Here is a 17,569-nt window from a genome sequence, read left to right on the forward strand (position 1 = left end):
AGGGGTATGGGGGTCGGCACTAGCACGAGTGACATGCGTGCCGACGTCGCGCGACAGCGATCCGAACGGTCCAAGACATCGCGCCTGTCCTGGGGGCTGGCTTGGCTGACGCTACTGCCCTTGGCCAGCCTGCGTGCAGGACTGCTAGCGGAGACCGACACGTTCTGGCAGATCCGTACGGGACTCGTGACCTTGGCGAACCACGCGATTCCGCGCGTCGACCCCTTCTCGTGGACTGCCAGAGGCGAGCCCTGGACCTTGAACTCATGGGGGTTCAACCTCATCGTGGCCATGGCCTATCGGCTGGCGGGACTTCCTGGAGTGGCGCTGACCTGTGCCGCGTTCATCATGCTCAGCGTGGCGTTGGCTTTCCTTCTGGCCAAGAGACTCGGGAGCACTCCCTGGATTGCAGCAGCGACGCTGTTTGTCGTCGCGCCGGTGCTCATCGCATGGTTCTCGGCGCGACCGCAGTTGTTGGACTACGTGGCCGTGCTCGTCCTGGCACTCGTCTTGCGCCGACTGGTGGACGGTCGAGCACCAACTGCATGCGTTCTGTCAGTTGGCGCGGTCGCGATCATGTGGGTGAACCTTCACTCGGCCTCACTACTGGGCGTGGCGATCGTCGGTGGCGCCGCCGCGTTGATGCTTGCCCGTCGCTCCACGCGACGACGTGGTTACACCTGCCTGGCAGCGGCCGCTGCAGCCCTGGCCGGATCACTGGTCAACCCGTATGGCGTTGGAGTCTTCGCTCAGACGGCCGGGGTGAAGAGCGCCTCGACCGACGTTGTCACGGAGTGGCAGCATGCAGACCTGACCAGCTTCACCCAAGTGGTGATGCTGCTCCTGGGGCTCGCTGCACTCGCCATCGCGGTACGTCGCCAGGATCCAGTCTTCACTTCGGCCCTCGGCGTGACGTTCGTCGGCTCCGTGGTTGCCATACGGATCCTGCCGATGCTGGTGCTGCTGGCCGTGCCCGTCATCGCAGCAGCGCTGTCCGTTCCCGCAGTTGTCGACTACGCCCGTCGCATGCGCCTCGTCCTCGTTCCAGGTGCCACGATCGCCGTGGTGGCCCTGGCGGCGGCGGCCGTGCCGAGCCTTGGTCACCTCGGCCAACCGGACGCTGCGCTGTACCCAACCGACGTCGTGCGGCAGATCCCGTTGGGCTGTCGGCTGTTCAACTCCTACCAGATCGGTGGCTTCGTCATGCTGGAGCGGCCAGATGTCCCGGTCGCCATGGACTCACGCAACGATCTGTACGGAGCCGACCGGGTGGTCGAGAACGATCGACTTGTGCGTGGTCAGGGTGACCTCGAGGCCGGGCTCGCCGGCGCGGGATGCGTGCTGGTTCCGCCGAGCAGCGGCATGGCAAAGAGACTCCAAGGCGACCCCCGGTGGCGGCTTCGGACATCTGAGCCCGCTGGAGCGCTCTATGTACGGGCTTAGCGGCTCGGTAAAGCACGCGCCGTGTGCTGACGTCGCGGATCAGCTGCGGCGTTGCTTCGGGCGGTCGTGGCCACCGCTCGAGCGAGGGCCGTCGTCGCGGGTCAGCTCGATGAGCTGGCCCGAGATGCGGGTCGAGCGAAGCTTCTCCCAGGCGCCGGGCGGCAGCGTCGCCGGCAGCTCGACGATGGAGTGGTCGGCGCGGATGTCGATGTGTCCGAAGTCCTGCCGGCCAAGGCCCCCCTCGTTGGCGATGGCGCCGACGATCTGGCGTGGCTCGACCTTGTGCCGTCGCCCGACCGAGATCCGGTAGCCGACCAGCGGCCCGGCCGACGAGCCGCGAGCCCCTCGTCCACCACGCTCGCCGCGCGCCCCACGGTCGTCGCGGTTCCGATCGCCACGACCGCGCGAGCCCCGGTCGTCCCGACGCTCGCGGCCGCGGTCGTCGAAAGTCCTTGCCGGGCGGACCGGCTCGGGCTCGAGCAGCATCGGCTCGTCGCCCTGGAGCACGACGGCCAGTGCGGCCGCGACGTCGACCTCGGGGACGTCGTACTCGTTGACGTAGTGCCCGATGACGTCGCGGAAGGCGTCGATCCTGCCGGTCGCCGACAGGGCCTGCGTGATCGCGTCGTCGAAGCGGGTCAGGCGGCTGGCGTTGATGTCCTCGACGCTCGGCATCGTCATCGGTACGAGGGACTGCCGGGTCGCCTTCTCGATCGCCTTGAGCAGGTGGCGCTCGCGCGGCGTGACGAACGAGATCGCGTCGCCGCTGCGGCCGGCGCGCCCGGTGCGACCGATGCGGTGGACGTAGGACTCCGTGTCGGTCGGGATGTCGTAGTTGACGACGTGGCTGATCCGCTCGACGTCGAGCCCGCGCGCGGCCACGTCGGTCGCGACGAGGATGTCGAGCTTGCCGGACTTCAGCTGGTCGACGGTGCGTTCGCGCTGGTTCTGGGCGATGTCGCCGTTGATCGCCATCGCCGAGAAGCCCCGCGCGCGAAGCTTCTCCGCCAGCGTCTCCGTCTCGTTCTTGGTCCGGACGAAGACGATCATGCCCTCGAAGTTCTCGACCTCGAGGATGCGGGTCAGGGCGTCGACCTTCTGCGGATACGACACCGTGAGGTAGCGCTGCGTGATGTTCGGCGCCGTCGACGTCTTGGACTTGACGGTGATCTCGACCGGGTCCTGGAGGTACTTCTTCGAGATGCGCCGGATCTGCGAGGGCATCGTTGCGGAGAAGAGCGCGACGTGCTTGTCGTCCGGGGTGTCGGCCAGGATCGTCTCGACGTCGTCGGCGAAGCCCATCTTGAGCATCTCGTCGGCCTCGTCGAGCACGAGGAAGCGCAGCTCGCTGAGGTCGAGCGTCCCCTTCTCGAGGTGGTCCATGATGCGGCCCGGGGTGCCGACGACAATGTGGACGCCGCGGCGCAGCGCGCTCAGCTGCACGCCGTACGCCTGCCCGCCGTAGACGGGCAGCACGTGCACGCCCTTGAGGTGCGCGGCATACCGCTCGAACGCCTCGCACACCTGCAGCGCCAGCTCACGGGTCGGAGCCAACACCAGCGCCTGCGGCGTCTTCTGCTTGAGGTCGAGCCGGCTGAGGATCGGCAGCGCGAAGGCCGCCGTCTTGCCGGTGCCGGTCTGCGCCAGACCCACGACGTGGCGGCCCTCGAGCAGCGCCGGGATCGTCGCCGCCTGGATCGGCGACGGGTGCTCGTAGCCGACGTCGCGCAGCGCCTTGAGCACCTTCTCGTCCAGCCCGAGGTCCGCGAAGCTCGTCTCCGCCTCGGCCGCGCCCTCCGCCCGAGGGGCCTCCACAGAAGGGCTCTCGGTCTCGGCAGTCATGGTCTCGGGGGTAACAGGCTCGGTGCTGGGCTCACTCACCCCCCCGACGGTAGTGCGTCAGACGGGGTGGGCGACACACGCCCGGTCAGTGCCCGATGGCCCTGGCGACCCGATCCATCTCGATGACGAGGTCATCGACGCGGTTGATCGGGTGCTCGCACGAGGAGACGGACCCGTGCGTGCCGGCGAAGGTCCACGCGTACCCCACCGACGTGCCGTCATGGTTCGCCGCGCAGTCAGGCATGCCGGTCGCGTTGGCGAGCTGGGTGACCGCTGCCGCGTTGGCGAGGGCGACCACCTGGGCGCGCGTCAGAGTGCCCTTGGTGCTCTTCCCGTCGGCGCGGTAGATCCACGTGCCCTTCGCGTCGACGAGGAGCAGGGTCTCGCACGGCCCGCCGGCGCACATGCCGCCCCACGTGCGGCGCTGCACCTCGAAGTCGGCGGGCACGGCGGCGCTCGGCGTGTGTGTGACCGGCGGCGACGGGTCGACCGCGACGACACCGAACCCCGTCGTCACGAGCGGCGACTGAGGCTCGAGCGCAGACACGCGCCCGCAGCCGGCGAGCAGCGCGACCGCCGCGCACACGGCATACGCCCTCGGTGTCTTGGGTGTCCTCGATGCCCGCGCCCCCGCGGCGCGTCGCGAGACGTTCGCCATCGTGCCCCCTGCTGCTCATCGGCGTCCTGCGCCGATGGTGGCACCCAGGGGGCACGAACCGTGCGGGTTCGCCCGAAAAGGGCGCTCAGGCGTTGGCGCTGACCGGCTCGTCCACCTTGGCCGCGAGCGCGTCGAGCAGGGCCAGCAGCTCGGCGCGGCGCTCGTCCGTGACGTCGAGCTCACCGGCGGGGGAGACGTCCTGCGTGAAGACGAGCCCGCTCGAGCCGACGACGTCGGCCTTGACGTGGCCCAAGACCTTGGTGAGGTCGGCTGTCGCGTCGGTCGCGCCGGTCCAGCCGTAGCCGACCAGGGCGATCGGCTTGGCGTCCCACTCGGCGAAGAGGTAGTCGATCGCGTTCTTGATCGGCGCCGGAAAGCTGCGGTTGTACTGCGGCGTCACCACGACGATCGCGTCGGACTCGAAGACCTTCGAGGCCCAGTCCTTGGTGTGCGGCTTCGCGTAGTTGCCGTTGCGCGGCATGTCCTCCTCGTCGAAGAACGGCAGCGACGACAGGTCGAGCAGCTCGACCTCCCACTCGTCGGCGGGAGCCTGGACGGCCACCCACTCGGCGACCTTCGGGCCGATGCGGCCGGGGCGGGTGCTGGAGACGACGATACGAAGTTGCTTCACAATTCAACTAACTATCACGGTCCCAAAGGCATTCCCAAAACGAGCGTATGCCGTCCGCTCCCTCGTCCCTGCAGCGACCTCAGCCCTCGGGCTCGGAGGAAGAGCTCTCCGGGCCCGTGCCGTTGTGGACACTGGCTCCCCGGGCGACGATGAACCTGATGACCTCGAGCGCCGCCAGGTGACGCTGGCTTCCCTTGGACAGGATCCACTCCGCCACGGCAGTCATGACGAGCTCGACCTCGTCCGGGTAGCGCACGTCCGCCTGGTCGAGCTCCAGGCTGAGCGCCTTCCGAACCGCCTCGAGGTTGGAGTCACGAACCGGCCGACCGTGCTCGATCTTCGTGACCACCCCCGTCGACACCCCTGCCGAACGAGCCAGTTCCGCGTTCGAGAGCCGGAGCTCCCGCCGTCTGTGGAGGGCGCGAGCGCCGAAGATCGTCCGCTGACGCTCATCCCAGGTCATCGCGGCACTCACCTCTTGCTGTCGGATGGCTTGATGGTACGGGGTGATACGTCTACCTGCCCTGCCATTTGGGTCGCTTGGGACACGTTCGAGTGTCGGTCCGGCGACAGGGGGCAGCGGTAGCATGAGACCTGTCGACAGGTGGGCGCGATCGGGGCCAGGTGATGCCGATGCAGACCTTCCGCTCGTGGGTGAAGCTCGCGGCGACCGGCGCCGTCGTCCTCGGCGCGATCGTCGTCTCCCTCGTCGAGATGGCACCGAAAGTGCAGTCGGCCCCCGGCGTGCTTGCCTACACGTCGGTCGCCCAGCAGCGTTGGTCGCTGGTCTTCGACGACGAGTTCGCCGGCACGACCCTGAACCAGTCCAAGTGGCGGTCCGGACGGTTCAGCGCCACGAGCGGGGCCGATGCCCCCTACGACCGCCGACGTGAGGGGGCCTACTTCACCTCGTCAGGGGTGCAGGTGGCCGATGGCAACCTCAACCTCGTGCTGCACCCCTCTGTCAGAAGGATCAACGGGGTCACCTACACCCACAGCTCCGGGGAGGTGAACACGAACGGACGGTTCTACCTCCAGCCCGGAATGTATGTGGAGGCCCGGGTCAAGGTCCCCAGGTGCGCGGGTTGCTGGCCGGCGTTCTGGATGGTCCCAAGGTCCCAGTACCCGCCCGAGCTGGATGTGTTCGAGTTCTTCGACACGTCGGTGCCCAATGTCTCCCGGCCACGGTTCAACTTCCACGCCGCCGACGGCAGCGAGACCGGGACGACCCCTTACGGCGAGTCCAACGTCGACTATCGCGACGGCTACCACGTCTACGGGCTGTACTGGACCGGCTCCGCGGCCATCCCCTACCTGGACGGACGGCCGTACGACGTCGGGGTACGGGCCACGACCTCCCTGCCGGAGTACCTCATCCTGAACCTCAGCATGTACGCGCACCGGACGCCGCCGGATGGCAGCCGGATGAGTGTCGACTGGGTCCGAGCGTGGAAGCCGAAGGTCAGCCCCTCAGGAGCAACCGGCCCCTGAGCCGGCGCGGGTCGGCGCCCGGGGCCTCGGGCCTCAGTGCGCGCACGGCCACCCGCGCGGCCTGCAGTGGCAGCGTCGAGACCCCCGGCTCGGACAGCCCGAGCAGGGCGAGCAGGTCCCGCGTCCGAGCCGGCAGGGCGGGGACGCGACAGACCGGGCACCGGCCCGGACGGTGACCGAGCACTGCCGCGCACGCGTCGGCCAGCCCCCATTGGTAGGAGCGCCTCGTCAGTGGAACACCAGCGGCACGCACGACGTCGTCGGCGTTGCGGGGTGCGCGCGCGACCGAGGCGGCTCGCAGCATCGTCACGTCGGCTGCGGTGTCGCCGATCGCGAACGCGATGCCATCGGCGTGCAGGGACTGGGTCAGGTGGGTCAGGCCGGTGCTCTTGTCGAGCCGGGCGGCGGTGACATCGGTCTGGCCCTGGCCGTGGACGAGGCGCAGCCGGGGATCGGAGAGCAGCGGGATCTCGGCCACCAGGTCCGGTGGCAGGGGGCCGCCGTGCAGGCGGGCCCGGACGGTGTAGACGTGGGTCGGCAGGACCGGCACCCCTCGCCGCATGAGCTGGCTCCGGACGTCGTCGAGCAGCGCCTGTTCCTGCCTGTCGCGCAGGTCGATCGTGGTCCCGTCCTCGTGCAGGTAGACGGCGGCGCCGTACTCGACGACTGCGCCGGACAGTCGCAGGGCCTGGCAGCGGTCCCGTGCATCGTCGAGCCCGCGGCCGGTGGCGAGCACGACTCGATAGCCATGAGCAGCCAGGGCCCGCAGAGCCATCATGCCGACGGGCGTGGTGCAGGGGTAGCCGAGCCGGTCGGTCTCCAGCACGCCGTCGAGGTCGACGGCGCACACCGGCCCGGTGGGCGCGCGGAGGTCGTCGAGGTAGCAGGCGGCAAGGAAGTCGTGGACCGCCGCAGCCGAGTGCCGATCCACCGCGTGAGGCTCGAGGTCGCCCGAGCGACCGAGCCGCCACAGCTGGGCGATCCGGTAGAGCAGCCACCGCTCCTCGTCAGGCCGCTCGCCGGTCAACGCCTCGTACCGCTCGCGCAGGAGGTCGGCGAAGCCGGGGGAGACCGGCTCGCAGGCGGCGCCGGCAAGGTCGAAGACCGCGTCGTAGCAGGGCAGCGCCCAGTGCCCCGTCGCGCCCTGGTAGAAGTCCACCTTGCGCGACCGTCCGGGCTCCGCCGGGTCGCCGAACCAGCGCGACGGTGTCGTGGCGCCGTCCACCACGCTGAGCCGGCTCGGCGTCAGCAGACGACGCGTCGTCGGCTCGAGCAGGCCGCGGATGGCTGGGGAAGCCCAGCCGAGCGGCCGGCTCAGCAGCTCGGCGGCGAGCTCCCAGACCGGTTCGCGGCCGCGCATCCGTGGGGTGCAGTCAGTGTCCGCGGGCAGCGCCTGCTGCCGGTGCGTCACGTAGGCGGTGATCGCTGCCGACAGTCCCATCTCGTCAGCAGCGGAGGGTGGCCCCGGGAGCCAGTCCCGGTACAGAAGTCCGGCCACGACACCGTAGACACGCGGTACGTAGTCCCGCAGCGGCTCTGCCACGGCGAGTGCGTGTTCTCCCAGGTAGCCCAGCCCGGCCCCCTCGACCACCAGCTCGCGCTGCTGAGCCTCTCCGGTGCTCCGCCTCGTCAGCTGCGCGGTGTAGCGGCCCCGGACATGGTCGCGGGCGCCGGTGGTCGCGGCGTCCTCCTTGCGGCGGACACACCGGTCGACGGACCAGTCGGCGCCCAACAGCTCGGACAGGGTGCCGCTGACGGCGTCCTCCGCCAGCCGGTCGTGCACGCTCCACTGGCGCCACGGCAGGAACGCCCCGGCGTAGCTCGTCAGCGGCGCGGGCAGCGCCGCTTCGTCGGTGAAGAGGGGCAGGGCCAGTGCTGTCGCGTCGTGGGGCACTCCCGTCGCGGCGATGGCCTTCAGCGTGGTGGCCAGTGCCGTTCCCGTTGCCGGTGGGTCGTCGATGACGATCACCTTCCCGCCCGCCCGGGCGGTCCTGCGCAGCGTCTGGCCTTCCCACGAGAGGAAGGGGTGCGTCGGGCGATGGGTCAGGATGCGGACGTCGCTCACTCCCAGGTGCCTCAGGGCCGCGGCCAGCAGGGGTGCCAGGTAGCTGCCGGAGGTTCGCACGCCGACGACGCACACCGGTCCGCGCGTCACCTCCGGCAGCTGGTGCAGCTTGCCGGCCAAGGCCCGGACGTCGTCGGGATGGAGGTCGAAATCGCCGAAGCAGGCCGGTATGCGGGCCACATCGGCTCCCAGCAGCGGAGCCGCGGCCACCGCCTCGGCCACGAGGACACCCAGCTCGGACGACTCCGGCGTGATCGGTGCGGGACGCAGGAGCGTGCTGGCCAACAGCGACGTCAGGTCGGCCAGGACCGAGCTGGCGGCTCGCAGCCGTTGCGCACATCTGTCCCACTGGCGGACATCGAATGCGCCGGCGAGGGCCGCTGCTCCCAACCCGGCGGCCTTGCCGCCCCACGACGCCCGCTTCCGCAGGTAGCTCGCGGCACGGCGCAGCTGGAAGGGGTCCGGATGCAGCCTGTCGTCCGCCAGTTGGAGCATTCCGGCGCTGACCAGGAAGGCGTCGCACCATTGCTCGCTCGCGACGGCGCGTTCCAGGAGCGCGGACAGCTCGGTGCCGGTCAGGAGCAGGTTCGTCACCCGGAGGGGTTCGGATGCGATGCGCACCGGAGCAGGCGTCGTGCAGTGGCTCATGATCGATCTCCAGAGGCCGTGGCGACGAGCCGGAGGCGTCGGTACGCGCGCCAGCCTCTCGTGAGGAGACGCTCGTCGCGCCCTCCGGTCGGCGCCGAGCCGTTGACCCAGGCTCGGATCGTGTCGTCGCTGACGCCGGCGGTCACGGTGAGCCGGCTGATGCTGAACCGGGTGTCGCGAGGTCCGCTGAGCGCGTTCTTGACCGAGCATGCCGAGTCGTACCCGGCCTCCATCACCTCGCGGCGCACTCGAGGGCTGGAGTACCCGTGCGGATAGGCGAAGCTGCGAACGGGCACGTCGAGCCGCTCCTGCAGCTGCTCCCGCGACGCCCGGACCTCGTGTCGGGCCTCCGGCCGGGACAGCGTGTCCAGCTGACGATGGCTGACCGAGTGACCGCCGATCTCATGGCCCTGGTCGACCAGCTCCCGTGCCTGGGCCCAGTCGAGCATGCGATCCCCACCGGGACTCACACCGCCGAGGAACCCACTTGTCAGGTAGATGGTCCCCGCGACTCCCCGCCGGCGCAGGATGGGCGCTGCGACGGTCAGGGTGTCAGCGAAGCCGTCGTCGAAGGTCACGACGACAGGCCTGGCCGGGAGCGGTCCCCTTCCGGAGAGGCCGTCGTGGAGCTCGGAGACGGTGACCGGCGTGCGCCCGGCGGCAGCGACGATGGCCAGGTGCCTGTCCAGGCACTGCGCCGTCACCGTGAAGGGTGCGATCCAGGAGGACGCGTCCGGGGACAGGCAGTGGTAGAGCAGGACAGGGATCCCGGTCACGGCGCCCACCGCCGGCACAGGATGGCGCCGATCCCGAGGCCGGCGACTCCGACGATGACCAGGTCCGCGCTCCAGACCCCCGCGATGGCCAGCGACTCGGACAGGATCGCCGTCAGCGAGAGGCTGATGGCAACGGCGATCACGACCCGTTGCACCGAGCCGCTGGCCGGCAACCAAGGCAGCAACGCGACCCCGGGGACCAACCCGATCACGGCCACCACGGCGAGTGCACGCAGCGGCGCGCTCAGTCCCGCGCCGGCGATCGCGACACCCGCCAGCACGGCGATGAGCAGGATCGCCCGGTAGCGACTCCACACGGCGCTCATCGGCTTGGCTCCGGGTGCGTGTGGGGCTGTTCGAAGATGATGGCGTCGGGGTTGTGGTAGACGACGCGGAAGGACGGATCGCGGTGAAGCGCGGTGGTGAGCGCCGTGATCGCAGCGGCCGGCAGCACCCCCGTGTAGCCGGCGTAGATGGTTTGGGAACGGTTGAAGATCACGTAGGTGGGGCCCGGGTGGTTCTGCATGGCGCGGTTGATCTCGACCATCGGCGACGTCGTCAACGCGGCCCGCTGCGGTGTCGGCAGTTCCTCGAGGAACCTGTAGTAGTAGTCCTCGTAGTGCGTGAAGCCCCACGGCTGCTGCGCGTCCGCGCCGATCAGCAGCGAACCGGCCGGGGCATGCGAGTAGAGCCACTCGGAGGCGGCGACCTCCTGAGGGCTGAAGTAGTTGGCCCGCTCCTTGCCGTAGTAGGCCAGGCAGAAGGGTGCGGCCAACACGAGAGCCAGGGTCGCCGGGACCACCGCACCGAGCCAACCTCGAGAGGCGCTCGGGTAGAGGATTCCCGCTGTCAGCAGGGCCAGGAACGGGAGCGCGAACAGGTAGACGCGAAATATCATCTCGCCGCCGTAGTTGTTGGCGGCCAACAGCGGCACGGTACTGGCCGCCAGCAGGGCCGCGCCCCGCCGGGGAGCGCTCGCCCTTCGCAGGCGCAGCCAGCCGACCCCGGCCAGGACGACGAGGCCCGCGGTCAGCCCACGGTCGGCGTACGACACGAGCCGCTGGTCGATGGAGGTGCGGCTCAGGTCCACCAGACCCGCTTGTGCATTGGCGCCCGGGCGGCCGAACGACTCGACGATCCAGTAGAGGTTCTGGGCCAGGAAGGTGCGGCCCATCGTCACCATCCACGCAGCGGCGAGCACTGCGAGCATGACGGGCAACCACGCAGGGCCGATGTGGCGTCCCAGCACGAGCAGGCAGAGCGCGGACAGCAGCATGAAGGGGGTCAGCTGGTGGCTGCTCACGACCGCCAGCATCAGCAGGCCGACCAGCGCGAGCACCGCCCGGCGCTGCACGGGTGAGGTGGCTTCTGCGGTTCCGAGATCAGGCCCCAGCCAGCGACGCCAGCGCCCCAGTCGCGCGTCCGGGTGCGAGACGGGCAGCCACCGCAGGCACGCCCAGAGGATGACGAGGTAGAGCAGGTAGGCGAACGCCTGGGGACTGAAGTAGTCCTGGCCGACCCAGTTGCCCAGGTAGAAGATCAGCACCGCGAGCCAGACCTGCCGCCGGTCGCTGGACAAGGTGGAGAACAGCAGCCGTAGCGGGAACAAGGCCGCGAGCTCGAACAGGGGTGGACCCCACGCCGCGTAGGACAGTGCGCTGGAGAGCCCAGCCGCTTTGACCAGTACCGCATTGAGCGCGAAGAAGCCCGGCCATGCCTGGTAGGCGTTGAACGGCCCACCCGTCTGAGGGTCGACGGAATGGTTGCGGACGATGTAGTCGACGACGCCCTCGTGCTTCCAGGCCCAGCCATACCGCAACGAGTCGTAGAGGGCGGCCGGGGTCCCGTGGAACATCAGGATGAGCGCGGCCAGGTAGGCGACCAGGAGGACGGTGGGCGTGCGGTCGCGGTGGATGAGCACGGGGATGGTGGCCACCAGCAGCGTCAGGGCAGCCCAGTAAGCAGGGGGTAGGACCGACACCAGCCCCAGGTCGGTCATGGCGGCGAGGTCGACCGACCGCAGCGACAGCAACCACAGCACCATCGCCAGAACCAACGGCGTGGTCGTCGCCGCTGTCCGGAGGAAGCGGCCGCGGGCGCCTGCTGCGTCCTGGTGTCGGCGGGCGAAGCTCCCGACTGCATAACCCGTGGCGGTGGCCGAGAGTCCGGTCACCAGAGCCACCCCTCGAGCGGGGTTGATGCTGGCCGCCGCCTTGGCGAGTCCCCGGGGCAGCACCCGGCTCACGTAGGCTCGTTCGCTCGACAGGGCCCGCTGGGCACCGGTCACGCGCGACACGGTCGCCTTGGACAGGCCCTCGGCATAGCAGCGCGCCCTGAAGTAGCGCCAGGTGGCGCGAGCCTCGGGCACGTGATGGTGGACGGTGGCCTGGGGCTGGTAGCAGAGGACACCGCCCGGGAACTGGGCGGCCGCGCGAATGCACAGCTCGGTCTCCTCACAACCGGCCGGATGCGACCCGACCCGTCCCAGGTCGGCGCGGAATCCGCCCACCGCCGCCAGAACGTCCCTGCGGAAGGACATGTTGGCGCCGATCAGGTTGCGAACGGGCGCCGTCCCGGACGGCATGCCGGCGTGGCTGCACCCGACCACCCAGTCGAACTCGGGGGGAAACCACGCAGGTCGTTGGGAGTCCCACAGCGGAGAGACCTGGCCGCCCACCCCGAGGACGCAGGGGTCCGCGTACTCGGACGCGAGGCGGCCCAGCCACTCCGATTCGGCGACCGCGTCGTCATCCAGGAAGGCGACCACGTCGCCGGAACTCGCCTCGACCCCGACGTTTCGCGCGCTGGACAGTCCCGGTGGCCCGTCGTTGTGGAGGACCCGCACGCCTGGCAGCTCTCGGATGGCGCGCTCGCGCAGGGGTGGGCAGTGGTCGACGACAAGCAGGATCTCGGTCGGCGGCAAGGACTGTGCGTGAAGGGACTCGGTGGCTGCGACGATGTGCCGCCACCGCTCCATGGTGTAGCAACAGAGCACGACGGACACGCGCACTGCCGCCTCCACGCGCGGGGCCTCGGTGGCAACCTCACTCATCGGGAACCTTCCGCAGAACGGGAATGACGTTGCGGCGCAACCAGATCACGTTGCTCCGGTAGCGATCCGACTTGACGAGGTTGGTGTCCACGTGGCGCAGCCAGCTGAGCAGGAGCAGGACCGGGCCGGGCAGCTCGCCGCCGCCGGGTGCGAGGGACAGGAACTGCATCTCGTCCTCGGACCAGCCGGGCCCGCTGCCCAGCCGGGCCGCCACACGGGCTCCGATCGGGCGGCGCCCGTCGCAGCCGGGGAGGGTCAGCAGCAAATGAGCCAGGTCGAGCACCGGCAGGTCGCGCTCCTGTGCCTGCCCCGGATCCAGGACCCCACAGACGGCCCCCCGCCCGTCGAGCAGGAGATTGCCGGCGTGGAAGTCACCGTGCACCCACCCCAGGGTCAGCGTGCGCTCCGACAGCTGTCGGCCCAGGAGTGACTCCAGCCGCCCCGTGTCCGCGACGAGCCGCCTGCTCGAGGAGACGGTCGCGCGCAGCCTGGCGACGGGATCGCCGACCCAGCGGCTGAGCAGCTGTTCGTCGACCGGGAACTGGGCGCTCTCGAGGGAGTGCAGCGGCTTGATGGCAGCGGCTGCGGCGAGCGCGTCCCCATGCTGTGCGAGGGCGCTCCTGCCGTCACGGCCGTCGATGCGGCTCGTCAGCAGGGCGAGAGCGCCGGGCGTCTCGAAGGAGTCGAGGACGGCGGGGAGCATCTGCCGCCAGGCCCCCAGACGGTCCTCCGAGGCGAGCCGGCTCAGCACCTCGCGTTCCCGAGCCAGGGCAGCGATGCCCTGCGGGGTGCTGGCGACCTTGAGCACCCCGGCCTGGTGCTCGGCCTGGTGCTCGGCCTGGTGCTCGGCCTGGGGCTCCTTCGAGACGAGCAGGACCGCCGTGTCCGAGGCCGTGGGCAGACGCCGGTCGAGGTGCCAGCCCGCAGCGCCTGCGGTGCTCAGGGCCTGGGCCCGGACCGCGGCCGGCACCGGGCCCCGGGGGGACCTGATGATGCGTCGGCTGGCCCGCTCGACGCCGATCAGGGCGGCCACCACCGTCTGGCTCACGAGCCAAGCCAGTGCCGCCCCGACGATGCCCATGGAGGGCACGAGCAGCAGGGTCAGCCCGAGGGCCAGGACGCACAGGCCCCCGAGGGTGGAGGTCACGGTGACCATGTGGCGACGGACCCGTGCGTGACTGACCGTGAGTGTCACGACCGTGCCTGGCAGGGCGGACAGCGCGAGCAGCCGCAGCGTGCCCGTCCCCTGGCTGGCGTACCACGGGCCGAACGGGTGCAGCAGGATCGGGGCACCGAGCACGAGCACGGCGACGGCGGGGGTGAGCAGCGCCAGGGAGGACCTGACCAGCTGCCCGTGTCGCTCGTCGAGCCGGGCCGGTTCGCGGGAGGTGTGGGCGACCAGCGCCTGACCGAAGGCCTCGGGAACGCCGTACAGCACCAGGCAGACGGACCACAGGAGAGCGAAGACGGCGGCGTGTGCCGCTCCGGTCAGGTTCAGCACCAGGATGGGCACGACGGTCGTCGCGGCGATCCAGGACAGGGAGGCGAGGTAGTCCGGCGCGGCAAAGCGGGCGAAGTCCGAGAGCGCGGGGATGTTGCTCGGCTCGTCGGAGAACGTGTGCGTCGCCTTGGCGAACAGGACCCAGGCGCCGACCACCACGACGAGCGTGCCGGCAGTCACCCAGGAGAAGTAGACCCCGGACTCGGGCAACCAGGCGGCGAAACCAAAGAGCAGGAGGACCTTCAGCACGTTGAAGGCCTGGTTGGCCAAGGTCGCGGTGCCGGCACGCCCGACGGCCACGAACGCGCTGGTCTGCAGGACGAGCACCGAGCATCCCGCTGTGGCCACGACGAAGCTGATCGCGGTGGCCGGTGTTCTCAGCAACGGGGTGAGGGCGGGGGCCCAGAGGTGCAGGCCGGTCAGGAAGCCCACCGCCGCGACGGCGCTCAGAGTTGCGGCGACGACGTACGAGCGGGCCACCATCCGCCGCGCCCCGCGGCCGGCGCCTGGGACGAAGCGCAGCAGGGAGCTCATCAGGTTGAGCTGGGCGATTCCGGCGAGGAGCATCATCGCGGACAAGGCCGCGGAGTTGCGGCCCACCACGGCGGGCGAGTAGCGCCGTGCGGCGAGAAGCCAGAACCCGACGCCGACGACCGCAGTGACCATCGAGTTGAGGACCAGGGTGTAGCCGGAGCGGTAGACCGGTTGGGCCAGCTGGGACCTGAACCGGTACCGCGCCTGCTCGAGTGTCTGGGCGGCGCTCATGACACGGACGTCCCGCCCGGCAGGGGACGAGCCAGCGGCGCCCCTCCGTAGTAGGAGGCCTGGGTGCGGGACGGTCGAGTCAACCGCCGGTAGTGCCAGCGGCTCACGGCATACGCGAAGGGGCCGGTGAGGAGGCCGGCGCGCTCGAGCCAGGTCAGCTCTGCCGGGAAGTCGGACTCCTTCCCGCGGTTCTTGACCGAGTCGGCGGCCAGCAGGTGCCGCATCGCGGGACCGGCCCGGCGGCCCATCGGGCCGAGGAGCGAAGGTTGGGCCCAGAGCGCGGCGGTCAGGTAGGCGCCGAGTCCCCGACCGTAGCCGAAGGCCTGCCGGCGCAGCCCGTCGTAGTCACGACGGTGGGCGTGCCGGATGATCGCGGCAGGTTCGTACACCAGCTCCGCCCCACCCAGGACCACCCTGAGGAAGGCGTGCAGGTCATCCCCACCCCTCGCCGGTGAACCGGCGCCGGTGGCCCGGTCGAAGCCGCCGACACTGCGCAACCACGTCGCTCGGAACGCCATGTTCGCTCCCGACCCGAATCGGCCGGCAGCGAAGGGAAAGGTCGGCTCCGGTGCTGGGTGGCGCAAGCTGAACCGACGGCGGTCGTAACCACGAGCGAACCCGCCTGACTGCTCGAGCCAGAACTGGGCCGGTGTCTCCAGCTCGGACGGGAGAATGAGGCCGGTCACGCACGCGACCTCCGGGTCGGCGAAGGCCTCGCCGATGGCGGCGAGCCAGTACCGGTCCACCTGGACGTCGTCGTCCGTGAAGGCGACGACCTCCTCGGTGCCGCACTCGAGGGCCACGTTGTGGGCGAAGGCCAGACCGGGCGTGGACGTGGCGACATACCGTAGCGGGAACGGCCACGGGGCGGCCGCGCGAAGTGCCTGCTCGGTGCCGGGTGTACTGGGGGAGCTGTCCACGACGAGCACGTCGAAGACGTCGTACTCACAGCCGGCCAGTGAGGACAGCGTCCGCAACAGGCTGTCCGTGCGGTCCCGGGTCGCCACCACGACGGTGATGCGAGGGCGCTCCTCATGGCGCCTCGACAGGCACGGCGGCAGGCTGGGGAACGTCGCGCCGGACGGCAGGCCCTCCACCGGCAGCACGTCGGGAACGGGACGCCCGTCCCGGACGAGATGTGCGGTGACGGCGTCGGACACCTGTGGCCAGGCCTCCTCGGCCACCTCGCACGCCGTGAGCCCACGGGGTGGAACGGCAATCCGCGCCTCGCCCACGGGTCGGGTGTGCACCCGCACGAGCAGCCGCGCCTCCCGGCCTCGGGGACCGGCCTCGAGGCGAGGGAGCGGCGCGTCGAGATCCAGGTCGCCGAGGAGGACGGGGTCACGCCTCGTTGGTGAGACCGGCCCCATGGGTGCCGCTCCGATCGTTGCCGAAGGTGCGCTGGAGCTGCGAGGACCCGTTCCTGGGGCGGTCGCGCAGAATGGTGCGCAGGACGCACTTGCCGTCGGAGTAGGCGTGCAGGTTGGACCGTCCACTCCGGCGAGGCAGCTCGAGGCTGGGGACCTCCGCGATCCGCAGTCCGGCCTTGAGCGCGTGGATCGTCATCTGCGCCTCGATGTCGAAGCCGTCCGCGGTGAGGTCCAGATGCTCCATGAACCGACGGTCGAACGCGCAGTAGCCGTAGCACAGGTCAGTGAGGTTGCTGTGGTACAGGAGGTTGACTGCGGTGAGCAGCCCCCAGTTGCCAGCATGCCGGAGCCGGGTGATGTCCAGGGAGCCGCCGCCGCCCATGAACCGCGACCCCTTGACGAAGTCGTAGCCGTTGTCGAGGAAGTGCACGAAGTGCGGGATCTCCGTGGGCGACATGCTTCCGTCTGCGTCCATCATCACGATCCGCTCACCGTGAGCGGCGGCGAAGCCGGCCCGGAGCGCGTTTCCCTTGCCGGGTCCCGTCTGGTCGACGACCCGGATGTCGGGAAGGCACGCGTGGGCCATCGTGCGGGTCGCGTCGATAGAGGCGTCCACCAGCACGACCTCGTCCACGCACCGTGGAACCTGCTCGAGGACCCAGGCGAGATTGCGAGCCTCGTTCTTGGTCGGTATGACAAGGCTCACGGGACGAGGCCGTCGGGCGCGGTCGGCGTGCCGGTCGAGCTCCGTGGAGGTCCGCTCGTTCCGTCTGAGCTCCGACCGCCTCCTGGTCCTGGTCGCGGTGGTCATGGCGCGCCGTGCCGGCTGGAGCGCGATACGGACGGCCCAGGGCCGTCGCAGCGCGACGAAGGAATTCTGGTCATGTGTCCCCCTTCATGCTGTTCCTGACACCGTCAGTGGGCCTTGCCGTGACGGTGCGTACGCGGAGTGTGCGGGCACATCGACACGACGTCATGCCCCGTGGCGGCTGCGTCGGCTCTCCACCGAGTGGCCTGGCGGCGTCTCGCCGCACGCGTCACTGGATGGATGGCCAAGTCCCTTGTGCGCTGCCATGTGTCCCCCGCGCATCCCCTCCCGAGCTTTCGCTCAGATAGCAAGAGCGTCGCCCGCCGGTTTGGACGGACGACGTGAACCGTCTGCGAAACGGCTGCGAATGCTCCAGAGCTGATGCGCCTGACCCGCCGAGTGGTCAAGAGCGCCACCGGAGTGGGCACCACTGGGGCGGGAGTCAGGCATGGTTCCTCCAGGCAGACGACGTCGGCTCTGCCGCAGTCCGAACGGTCCTGGACCGTCAGCCAGCGGCTC

Annotated in this window: 13 protein-coding genes; 2 read left to right on the top strand and 11 right to left on the bottom strand. The window is 70.2% G+C overall.

Annotated elements, in window-relative coordinates:
* Positions 1 to 33: 33 nt before the first annotated feature.
* Positions 34 to 1,443 (top strand): hypothetical protein, encoded by a 1,410-nt coding sequence (locus ABD194_RS01640; protein WP_343986513.1) that lies wholly within the window; start codon positions 34 to 36, stop codon positions 1,441 to 1,443.
* A gap of 39 nt (positions 1,444 to 1,482) precedes the next feature.
* Here the strand turns inward: ABD194_RS01640 and ABD194_RS01645 are convergent, their stop codons facing one another.
* From ABD194_RS01645 to ABD194_RS01660, 4 genes are all read right to left on the bottom strand, one after another.
* Positions 1,483 to 3,285 carry a DEAD/DEAH box helicase gene (locus tag ABD194_RS01645; RefSeq protein WP_343986516.1) on the bottom strand — a complete coding sequence of 601 codons (1,803 nt, stop codon included), beginning with the start codon at positions 3,283 to 3,285 and terminating at the stop codon, positions 1,483 to 1,485.
* Positions 3,286 to 3,370: 85 nt separating this feature from the next.
* Positions 3,371 to 3,943, bottom strand: a complete 573-nt coding sequence (locus ABD194_RS01650; protein WP_343986519.1) for a hypothetical protein — start codon at positions 3,941 to 3,943, stop codon at positions 3,371 to 3,373.
* Positions 3,944 to 4,028: 85 nt separating this feature from the next.
* Entirely contained in the window at positions 4,029 to 4,574 is a 546-nt protein-coding gene (locus tag ABD194_RS01655; RefSeq protein WP_343986522.1) for an NADPH-dependent FMN reductase, read from the bottom strand.
* 79 nt (positions 4,575 to 4,653) lie between these two features.
* A complete protein-coding gene (locus tag ABD194_RS01660) occupies positions 4,654 to 5,037 on the bottom strand; it encodes a helix-turn-helix domain-containing protein (RefSeq protein WP_343986525.1) in 384 nt (127 codons plus the stop codon).
* A 170-nt stretch (positions 5,038 to 5,207) separates the two neighbouring features.
* On the opposite strand from ABD194_RS01660, the gene ABD194_RS01665 reads away from it, so the two are divergent.
* The gene (locus ABD194_RS01665; protein ID WP_343986528.1) at positions 5,208 to 6,065 is read left to right on the top strand and encodes a glycoside hydrolase family 16 protein; all 858 of its coding nucleotides are present in this window, start codon (positions 5,208 to 5,210) and stop codon (positions 6,063 to 6,065) included.
* On the opposite strand, the gene ABD194_RS01670 is transcribed toward ABD194_RS01665, so the two are convergent.
* The 7 genes from ABD194_RS01670 to ABD194_RS01700 are packed head-to-tail and all read right to left on the bottom strand — an operon-like array spanning position 6,037 to position 16,948.
* A complete protein-coding gene (locus ABD194_RS01670; protein WP_343986531.1) occupies positions 6,037 to 8,778 on the bottom strand; it encodes an HAD family hydrolase in 2,742 nt (913 codons plus the stop codon). The genes ABD194_RS01665 and ABD194_RS01670 overlap by 29 nt on opposite strands.
* A complete protein-coding gene (locus tag ABD194_RS01675; protein WP_343986534.1) occupies positions 8,775 to 9,554 on the bottom strand; it encodes a polysaccharide deacetylase family protein in 780 nt (259 codons plus the stop codon). Before ABD194_RS01675 ends, ABD194_RS01670 begins: the two co-directional genes overlap by 4 nt.
* A complete protein-coding gene (locus ABD194_RS01680) occupies positions 9,551 to 9,880 on the bottom strand; it encodes a hypothetical protein (protein WP_343986537.1) in 330 nt (109 codons plus the stop codon). Before ABD194_RS01680 ends, ABD194_RS01675 begins: the two co-directional genes overlap by 4 nt.
* Positions 9,877 to 12,606, bottom strand: a complete 2,730-nt coding sequence (locus ABD194_RS01685) for a glycosyltransferase family 2 protein (RefSeq protein ID WP_343986540.1) — start codon at positions 12,604 to 12,606, stop codon at positions 9,877 to 9,879. Before ABD194_RS01685 ends, ABD194_RS01680 begins: the two co-directional genes overlap by 4 nt.
* Positions 12,599 to 14,872, bottom strand: coding sequence for a phosphotransferase (locus tag ABD194_RS01690; RefSeq protein ID WP_343986543.1), 2,274 nt, complete (start codon positions 14,870 to 14,872; stop codon positions 12,599 to 12,601). The genes ABD194_RS01685 and ABD194_RS01690 overlap by 8 nt, the downstream gene beginning before the upstream one ends.
* A complete protein-coding gene (locus tag ABD194_RS01695) occupies positions 14,869 to 16,242 on the bottom strand; it encodes a glycosyltransferase family 2 protein (RefSeq protein ID WP_343986546.1) in 1,374 nt (457 codons plus the stop codon). The genes ABD194_RS01690 and ABD194_RS01695 overlap by 4 nt, the downstream gene beginning before the upstream one ends.
* Positions 16,214 to 16,948 carry a glycosyltransferase family 2 protein gene (locus ABD194_RS01700; RefSeq protein ID WP_343986550.1) on the bottom strand — a complete coding sequence of 245 codons (735 nt, stop codon included), beginning with the start codon at positions 16,946 to 16,948 and terminating at the stop codon, positions 16,214 to 16,216. Before ABD194_RS01700 ends, ABD194_RS01695 begins: the two co-directional genes overlap by 29 nt.
* Positions 16,949 to 17,569 lie beyond the last annotated feature (621 nt).

The sequence above is a fragment of the Terrabacter terrae genome (assembly GCF_039529575.1).
GTDB lineage: Bacteria > Actinomycetota > Actinomycetes > Actinomycetales > Dermatophilaceae > Terrabacter > Terrabacter terrae.